General features: G+C 71.2%; 7 protein-coding genes and 2 rRNA genes. 7 read left to right on the top strand and 2 right to left on the bottom strand.

The annotated features are described in order from the left end of the window. The 3 genes from HLK59_RS45725 to HLK59_RS50620 all read left to right on the top strand — a co-directional run. Positions 1–105: ribosomal RNA gene (locus HLK59_RS45725) — 23S ribosomal RNA — on the top strand; the annotation flags it as partial. Between the two features lie 104 nt (positions 106–209). Next, positions 210–326, top strand: a 5S ribosomal RNA gene (gene rrf, locus HLK59_RS45720). A 1,341-nt stretch (positions 327–1,667) separates the two neighbouring features. Then, positions 1,668–2,471, top strand: coding sequence for a tetratricopeptide repeat protein (locus tag HLK59_RS50620; RefSeq protein ID WP_206328377.1), 804 nt, complete (start codon positions 1,668–1,670; stop codon positions 2,469–2,471). A 66-nt stretch (positions 2,472–2,537) separates the two neighbouring features. Here HLK59_RS50620 and HLK59_RS45710 read toward each other — a convergent pair whose 3' ends face one another. Further along, positions 2,538–3,830: a DUF1015 domain-containing protein gene (locus HLK59_RS45710; RefSeq protein ID WP_171147590.1), complete on the bottom strand. Its 1,293-nt coding sequence runs from the start codon at positions 3,828–3,830 to the stop codon at positions 2,538–2,540. A 72-nt stretch (positions 3,831–3,902) separates the two neighbouring features. Between HLK59_RS45710 and HLK59_RS45705 the strand changes: the two genes are divergently transcribed. From HLK59_RS45705 to HLK59_RS45690, 4 genes are all read left to right on the top strand, one after another. Further along, positions 3,903–4,931, top strand: coding sequence for an HAD hydrolase-like protein (locus HLK59_RS45705; RefSeq protein WP_171147589.1), 1,029 nt, complete (start codon positions 3,903–3,905; stop codon positions 4,929–4,931). 79 nt (positions 4,932–5,010) lie between these two features. Beyond that, entirely contained in the window at positions 5,011–6,054 is a 1,044-nt protein-coding gene (locus HLK59_RS45700) for an iron chelate uptake ABC transporter family permease subunit (protein WP_171147588.1), read from the top strand. Then, the gene (locus tag HLK59_RS45695) at positions 6,051–7,088 is read left to right on the top strand and encodes an iron chelate uptake ABC transporter family permease subunit (RefSeq protein ID WP_171147587.1); all 1,038 of its coding nucleotides are present in this window, start codon (positions 6,051–6,053) and stop codon (positions 7,086–7,088) included. Before HLK59_RS45700 ends, HLK59_RS45695 begins: the two co-directional genes overlap by 4 nt. Further along, positions 7,085–7,969 (top strand): ABC transporter ATP-binding protein, encoded by an 885-nt coding sequence (locus HLK59_RS45690; protein ID WP_171147586.1) that lies wholly within the window; start codon positions 7,085–7,087, stop codon positions 7,967–7,969. Before HLK59_RS45695 ends, HLK59_RS45690 begins: the two co-directional genes overlap by 4 nt. Here HLK59_RS45690 and HLK59_RS45685 read toward each other — a convergent pair. Further along, a complete protein-coding gene (locus HLK59_RS45685; protein WP_171147585.1) occupies positions 7,953–8,300 on the bottom strand; it encodes an SCP2 sterol-binding domain-containing protein in 348 nt (115 codons plus the stop codon). The two genes, HLK59_RS45690 and HLK59_RS45685, sit on opposite strands and share 17 nt — an antisense overlap. Positions 8,301–8,429: the final 129 nt, after the last annotated feature.

Below are 8,429 nucleotides of genomic sequence, written 5' to 3'. Positions count from 1 at the left end.
TTGATGGGGTAAGGCTCCCAGTAGACGACTGGGTTGATAGGCCGGATCTGGAAGCCCAGTAATGGGTGGAGGTGACCGGTACTAATAGGCCGAGGGCTTGTCCTCAGTTGCTCGCGTCCACTGTGTTAGTTCTGAGGCAACGACCGTTGCCGGCTTAGAGCAGAACGCATAACAGAAGAGTGTGCTTGTTCGCTCGAAACCATTAGGGTTTCGGTGGTCATAGCGTGAGGGAAACGCCCGGTTACATTCCGAACCCGGAAGCTAAGCCTTACAGCGCCGATGGTACTGCAGGGGGGACCCTGTGGGAGAGTAGGACACCGCCGAGCAATCTTTGGAAGGACCCCTGGTCCCAGCGTTCAGCTGGGACCAGGGGTCCTTTTGTTTTTACAATGCTTGCAGTACCGAGACAGGAGTCACCCATGTCCACCAACTCTCCCGACGACCGACCGGAGCGCGACCAGCGGCGACGGGACAGTGGTGACCGCAACGACCGCGGTGACCGTGGCGGATTCCGCGGCGGTGACCGTGGCGACCGCGGTGGCTTCCGTCGCGACAACGACCGTGGCAACGGCGGCAACGACCGAGGTGGCGACCGTGGCGGCTTCCGCCGCGATGACAACCGCGGTGGCGACAACCGTGGCGGTGGCTATGGCCGGCGCGATGACCGCCGTGGCGACGACCGTGGGCCGCGTCCGGCGTTCCGTCGTGATGACAACCGTGGCGGGGACAACCGGGGTGGCGGTGGCTACGAGCGTCGCGACGACCGGCGCGATGACCGCCGTGACGGCGACCGTGGGCCGCGTCCGGCGTTCCGCCGTGACGACCGTCCCACCGGACCGCGCCGGGACGACCGTGACCGCGGCTTCCGCCGTGACGACGACCGCGGTCCCCGTCCGGCCTTCCGCCGCGACGACCGAGACCGTGGGGAGCGTCGTGACGACGACCGCGGGCCGCGTCCGGCGTTCCGTCGTGATGACAACCGTGGCGGCGACAACCGGGGTGGCGGCGGCTACGGCCGACGCGACGACCGGCGCGATGACCGCCGTGGCGACGACCGTGGGCCGCGTCCGGCGTTCCGTCGCGACGACAACCGTGGCGGCTTCGATCGGCGCGACGACCGTCGCGACGGTGACCGGGGCGGCTTCCGCCGGGACGACCGTGACCGCGACCGCGGCGGATTCCGCGGTGGGGATGACCGCGACCGTGGCTTCCGGCGTGACGACCGGGGTGACCGCGGCGGCGACCGTGGGCCGCGTCCGGCGTTCCGCCGTGATGACAACCGTGGCGGGGACAACCGCGGTGGCGGCGGCTACGAGCGTCGCGATGACCGTCGGGATGACCGCCGTGGCGACGACCGTGGGCCCCGTCCGGCGTTCCGCCGTGACGACAACCGTGGCGGCGACAACCGCGGTGGCGGCGGCTTCCGCGGCCGGGACGACCGAGGTGACCGTGGGCCGCGTCGGGACGACCGCGGTGGCCGTCCGGGAGGGTTCCGTGGCGGCGACGACCGCGGTGGCCGTCCCGGAGGGTTCCGTGGGCGTGACGACCGGCGCGACGACCGTCGTGACGACAGCCGCGGTGGATACGACCGCCGCGACGACCGGCGCGGTGGCGGCCGCTTCCGTGATGAGCGGGACCGGGACCGGGACCGCGAGCCGATCAAGCGGCTGCCGATCCCCGAGGACGTCACGGGCGACGAGATCGACAAGGACGTCAAGCAGGAGCTGCTGAGCCTGCCGAAGACGCTCGCGGAGGACGTCGCCAAGAACCTGGTGATGGTTGCCCGGCTCATCGACGAGGACCCCGAGGGCGCCTACGGCTACTCCAAGGTGGCACTGCGGCTCGCGTCGCGCGTCGCCGCCGTACGGGAGGCGGCCGGGTTCGCGGCGTACGCGAACCAGAAGTACTCCGAGGCGCTCGCCGAGTTCCGGGCCGCGCGGCGGATGACCGGCAGTGCGGAGCTGTGGCCCCTCATGGCCGACTGCGAGCGTGGCCTCGGGCGGCCGGAGAAGGCGCTGGACATGGCCGGGGCGCCCGACGTGAACAAGCTGGACAAGGCCGGTCAGGTCGAGATGCGGCTCGTCGCGGCCGGTGCCCGGCGTGATCTGGGGCAGCTGGACGCGGCCATCGTGACGTTGCAGAGCCCCGAGCTGGCCTCCAGCTCCGTACAGCCGTGGACGGCACGTCTGCGGTACGCGTACGCCGACGCGCTGCTCGCCGCCGGCCGGGAGGACGAGGCGCGGGAGTGGTTCGCGAAGGCCGTGGAGTCCGACAAGGACGGCAGCACGGACGCCTCGGACCGGCTCGCCGAGATGGACGGTGTCGACTTCGTCGACGCGCTCGGTGAAGAGGGCGGCGAGGTCGAGGCCGAGGGCGTTTCCGAGAAGGCGGAAGCGGAGGCGGATGTCGCCGAAGCGGACGACGTGGAAGCGGACGAGGACGACGATGAGGACGAGGGCGACAAGGACTGACGTCCGTATGTGACAGAGGGCGGGATCCCAGCACCGGGATCCCGCCCTCTGTCGTTCTGCGACGGCTCAGAGTTCCAGCGCGCGCAGCACCAGGCCCGACGCCGGCTTCGGGCCGAACGACGTCGACTTGCGGGGCATGGTGACGCCCTGGCGGGCCAGGCCGCGGACGACCTCCTCGCGGACCGGGTGCAGGAGGACGGCCGTTCCGCCGTCGCGCTCCGCCTTGCGGACCGTGGCGGCGGTGTCGTGGATGTAGGCGATGCGGGTGGGGTCGTCCTCGGGGACGTGCCAGACATGGTCGAGGAGCGTGGCGTGCAGGACCGTGGCGTCCAGGGTGCGCCAGGCCGTGGGACGGTCGGTGGGGACCGTACGGGCGAGGAGGTCCTGGTCCGGGCGGTCGACGAGGTGGAAGGCGCCGTCTCCGGCGAGCAGGAAGGCGTTGCCCGCGCAGGCCGCGTCGGCGAGGGTGTCCAGGGCCTCGGTCAGGGGGACGTCGAGACGGCGGATGCGGAACAGCCCTTCGAGCGGGGCCAGGGCGTCCGCCACCGGCAGGCCGTGCAGGAGGCGGTGGATGGCGCGGACGCGGAGGGGGTAGCGGGCCGTGTCGACCAGGAGGACGAGGCCGTAGTCCCAGGGGCTGGGGGAGGGGTGCTCCGCGCGTAGCCGGCGGTATGTCGCCCAGCGGTGGTGGCCGTCGGCGATGAGGGCCTGGTGGCGGGCGAGGTCGGTCTGGATCGCGGCCACGGCGGCGGGGTCGGTGATCGCCCAGAGACGGTGGCTGTAGCCGTCCTCGGTGGTGGTGGAGAGGAGTGGCTCCTGCTCGGCCGTGCGTTCGACCACTGCTGTCGTGTCGGTCGCCGAGCCCGTGCCGCGGTACGTGAGGAGCAGGGGTTCCAGGTTCGCGGAGGTGGCGCGCATGAGGGCCGCGCGGTCGGCGACCACGTGCGGCATGACGTCCTCGTGCGGCAGGACCACGCCTTCAGAGGGGTCCGACAGACGCAGGGTGCCGATGACGCCGCGTTGGAGCATGCCGTCGGTCGCGCGCTGTTCGTAGACGTACAGGCCGGGATCGGGGTCGGCGGTCAGGACGCCCTCCGCGAGCCAGCGGCGCAGGGTGTCGGCCGCCTGTTCGTTGCGGGCGGTCGGGGTGGTCGCCTGGGGCAGGATCAGCCGGACGATGTTGTGCGGGTCCGCGGACTGGAGGTGGACGACTCCGTCGGGGCGTACGACGACGTCGTACGGAGGGGATGTCACGGCCGCGAGGCTGCCGACCCGGTCGGGGTCGTAACGAAGGCCTCGGAACGGGGTGAGTTCCAGGCCCCGGCGCGCCGTTGCTTCCGAGTGACCTGCGGTGTTCATCCCGGCATCGTACGTGTGTCGGTGGCGTGAGGGATGATCGGGGGAAAGCCGTCGAGCGAGGAGCGATGTGGAATGAGCCAGAGCGTCAGGACGAGGCCCGAGGGCAGTGGCCAGGCCCTGAGCGAGGCGTACGACACCGCGCTGCTCGACCTCGACGGGGTGGTGTACGCGGGAGGGAGCGCGATCGTGCACGCCGTCGAGTCGTTGGCCACGGCTCGGGCCGGCGGGATGCGTCTCGCGTATGTCACCAACAACGCGCTGCGGACGCCGGACACGGTGGCGGACCATCTGACGGAGCTGGGGATACCGACGGAGGCCGGTGAGGTCATCACCTCGGCTCAGGCGGTCGCGCGGCTCATCAGTGAGCAGGTGCCCGCGGGGGCGCGGGTGCTGGTGATCGGCGGGGAGGGGCTGCGGGTCGCGTTGCGGGAGCGGGGGTTGGAGCCCGTCGAGTCGGCCGATGACGATCCGGTCGCGGTGGTGCAGGGGTTCGGGGGTCCGGATCTGCCGTGGGGGCGGTTCGCGGAGGCTTCGTACGCCGTCGCGCGCGGGGTGCCGTGGTTCGCGTCCAACACCGACCTCACCATTCCGAGCGGGCGCGGGATCGCGCCGGGCAACGGGGCGGCGGTGGAGGTGGTGCGCATCGCGACCGGGGCCGAGCCGCAGGTCGCGGGCAAGCCGCTGCCGCCCATGCACCGGGAGACGATCCTGCGGACCGGCGCCGAGCGGCCGCTGGTGGTCGGGGACCGGCTGGACACGGACATCGAGGGCGCGTTCAACGGGGAGGTCGACTCGCTGCTCGTCCTGACCGGCGTGACCGACGGGGCGCAGCTGCTGGCCGCGCCGCCGCAGCACCGGCCGACGTATGTCGACGCCGATCTGCGCGGGATGCTCACGGGGCAGCCCGAAGTCACCGAGGCGGACGGCGGGTTCCGGTGCGGGGGCTGGACGGCGACGGCCGGTACCGACGGGCTGGAACTGGACGGTGAGGGGGCGGCCCTGGACGGGCTGCGGGCGCTGTGCGCGGCGGCGTGGACGGCGGCCGGTGCGGGAACGTGCGAGCTGGACGGAGGGAAGGCGCTCGCGCGGCTGGGCCTGTGAGAGGGGCGCCGGGGTGCCCAGCCTGTGAACCCGTGCAGCGGGATCGTGGCTGAATCCGAGGGTAGGCTAACCTAACTGCGTGTTGGTCGACAGTCCCCCCGAACAGCGCGCGGAGACTGCTCCCGCGCCCCCAACCCGCCGGGCGATACGCGCCCTTGGGTTGCTCGTGTCCGTCGCGATCCTGTTGCTCGTCGCTCTGGCGAGCATCGCGATCGGGGCGAAAGAGCTGTCGATGGGGCAGGTGTGGCACGGCCTGTTCGAGAACTCGGGGACGTACGGCGACGTCGTCGTCTCCGAGCGGGTGTGGCGGACCCTGCTGGGTCTGCTGGCCGGTGCCGCGCTCGGTCTGTCCGGCGCGGTCCTCCAGGCGCTCACCCGTAATCCGCTGGCCGATCCCGGACTGCTCGGTATCAACGCGGGTGCGTCCGCGGCGGTCGTCACCGCCATGACGTACTTCGGTGTCACGAGCCTGACCGGCTACGTCTGGTTCGCGTTCCTCGGAGCGGCCGCGGTCGGGGCGCTCGTGTGGTTCCTCGGCGGCAGCCGGGGGGCGACGCCGGTACGGCTCGCGCTCGCCGGCACGGCGATCAGTGCCGCGCTCTACGGCTATCTCCAGGCCGTGATGATCACGGACGAGGCCGCGCTCGGCAAGATGCGTTTCTGGACGGTGGGTTCGCTGTCCTCGGCCAGTGAGTCGACCATCCTCCAGGTCCTGCCGTTCCTCGTGGTCGGCACGGTCCTCGCCCTCGCGCTCGCCCGGCCGCTCAACGCCATGGAGATGGGCGACGACACCGCCAAGGCCCTCGGCGCCGACCTCAACCGCACCCGGGCGCTGTCGATGCTCGCCGCCACCGTGCTGTGCGGGGCCGCGACCGCCGCCTGCGGACCGATCGTGTTCGTCGGCCTGATGGTGCCGCACGCCGTGCGTTCCTTCACCGGGCCCGACCTGCGCTGGATCATGCCGTACGCGACCGTCCTGTCGCCCGTGCTGCTGCTCGGCGCCGATGTCATCGGCCGGATCGTCGCCCGGCCCTCCGAACTTCAGGTCGGCATCGTCACCGCGATCATCGGTGGCCCGGTCTTCATCTTTCTCGTACGACGGCGGAGGACGGCGCAGCTGTGAAGACCAACCGTGCCATCAGGACGCCGGGCGGGCTGTCGGTCCGCCTCGACGTCCGCGCCTTCACCGTCGTACTGCTGCTCCTTGCCGCCGCGCTCGCCGCGAGCGTCGTGCTCATCGGCACCGGAGACTTCCCGATCCCGGCCGGCGACGTGCTCAAGACGCTGCTCGGCAACGGGAACGCGGGCCAGGAGTTCATCGTCAACGAGCTGCGGCTGCCCAGGGTCCTCGTCGGGCTGCTGGTCGGCGCCTCGCTCGGGCTCGGCGGCGCGCTGTTCCAGGCCGTGTCCCGCAACCCGCTGGGCAGCCCGGACATCCTCGGCCTCGGACAGGGGGCGACGGCCGGTGCGCTCGTGATGATCGTGCTGTTCTCCGGGAGCGCGGCCGAGGTGACCGTCGGGGCGCTGGTGGGCGGTCTGGTGGCGGGGCTCTCCATCTATCTGCTCGCATGGAAGCAGGGCGTGCACGGCTACCGGCTGGTGCTGGTCGGCATCGGTGTGTCCGCGATCCTCACTGCGGTCAACGGCTATCTGATGACCGTGTCCGACATCGTCGACGCGGCCCGGGCGATGGTCTGGATGACCGGGTCGCTCAGCGGCCGTGACTGGGAACAGGTGTGGCCGCTGCTGGGCCTGTGCGCCGTCCTCGTACCGCTCGTCCTCGGCAACGCGCGCGGGCTGCGGATGATGGAGATGGGCGACGACGTGTCGAACGCCCTCGGCGTGCGCGTCGAGCGGGTGCGGGCGCTGCTGATGATCGCCGCCGTCCTGCTCACCGCGTCCGCGACCGCCGCCGCCGGTCCGGTCAGTTTCGTGGCGCTCACCGCGCCGCAGCTCGCCCGCCGACTGACCCGCTCGCCCGGACCGAATCTGCTGCCCTCGCTGTGCATGGGCGCCGCCCTGCTGGTCGGCGCCGACTGGATCTCGCAGAAGGTCTTCGGCGCCGACCAGATGCCGGTGGGCGTGGTCACCGGTGTGCTCGGCGGTGTCTATCTGCTGTGGCTGCTGGTCACCGAACGCAAGGCGGGCCGGATATGAGCGGCTCGGCGAACAACAACACCCGGGCGAACCAGAACACCCGAAGGAGCACCGTGAACCGCCTCTCCGCCGAGAACGTCACCCTCGCCTACGACCAGCGCGTCATCGCGGAGCAGCTGTCGGTGGAGATCCCCGACAACTCCTTCACCGTGATCGTCGGCCCGAACGCGTGCGGCAAGTCCACGCTGCTGAGGGCGCTGTCGCGGATGCTGAAGCCGAACCAGGGCCGGGTGCTGCTCGACGGGCAGGTCATCCAGTCGATGCCCGCGAAGAAGGTCGCGCGGACGCTGGGTCTGCTGCCTCAGTCGTCCATCGCGCCCGACGGGATCACCGTCGGAGACCTCGTCGGCCGCGGCCGCTACCCGCACCAGGGCATCCTGCGCCAGTGGTCGACCGAGGACGAGCGGGTCGTACAGGAGTCGATGGCGCAGACCGGTGTCGCCGAGCTCGCGGACCGTTATGTCGACGAGCTGTCCGGCGGTCAGCGGCAGCGGGTGTGGATCGCCATGGCGCTCGCCCAGCAGACCCCGCTGCTGCTCCTCGACGAGCCGACCACCTACCTCGACATCCAGCACCAGATCGACGTACTCGACCTCTGTGCTGAACTGCACGAGGAGCAGGGCCGCACGCTGGTGGCCGTTCTCCACGACCTCAACCACGCCGCCCGGTACGCCACGCATCTGATCGCCCTGAAGGACGGCAGCGTCATCGCCGAGGGGGCGCCGAACGACATCGTCACGGCCCAGCTGGTCGAGGAGGTCTTCGGGCTGCGCTGCCAGGTCATCGACGACCCGGAGACGGGGACGCCGCTGGTGGTGCCGGCGGCGCGGAAGGCGCGCATCCGGGAAGAGGCGAGGGTCGTGGCTAAAGAAGCTTCCTGAGCTGGAAGAGGTCGCGCAGACCGGCCTCCAGTTTGACCCGGCCCGAGCCCCAGGCCTTGGCGAAGTTCAGCCCGCCGTCGACCAGGGCCACCAGGTCGTCGCCCTTCATGGTCAGTCTGATCTGGGCCTTCTCCTTCGGAGCGCCCTGGAGCGTGTCCTGGACCACGATCCGGCCGCCTGTCATACGGCCCACGAAGGTGATGTCGAGGTCGGTGATCCGGCAGCTCACCGAGCGGTCCAGGGCGGCCGCGGTGGCGGCGTCCCCTTCGGCGTGCTGCATGCTGTCCGAGAGCTTTTCGAGCGCGGCGCGGCACTCTTCGATCGTGGCCATCGAGATCGACGGTACACCGGGCCTTCGGGGTAGCGTCGGGGCATGAGCGACACAGTGCCGGAGGCCGGGCCCCCGCAGGACACCGAGGTCGAACCCGCATACGACCCCGCCGCCCCCGCGCCCTTGAAC

The sequence above is a fragment of the Streptomyces sp. S3(2020) genome, assembly GCF_013044505.1.
GTDB lineage: Bacteria > Actinomycetota > Actinomycetes > Streptomycetales > Streptomycetaceae > Streptomyces.
The sequence above is the reverse complement of the archived record's forward strand: the minus strand, read 5'-3'. Positions and strand labels throughout refer to the sequence as shown.

Coding starts and splice junctions, on each gene's coding strand:
- HLK59_RS45710 (WP_171147590.1), bottom strand. CDS start 3,830: ATGAACACCGCAGGTCACTCGGAAGCAACGGCGCGCCGGGGCCTGGAA.
- HLK59_RS45705 (WP_171147589.1), top strand. CDS start 3,903: ATGAGCCAGAGCGTCAGGACGAGGCCCGAGGGCAGTGGCCAGGCCCTG.
- HLK59_RS45690 (WP_171147586.1), top strand. CDS start 7,085: ATGAGCGGCTCGGCGAACAACAACACCCGGGCGAACCAGAACACCCGA.
- HLK59_RS45685 (WP_171147585.1), bottom strand. CDS start 8,300: ATGGCCACGATCGAAGAGTGCCGCGCCGCGCTCGAAAAGCTCTCGGAC.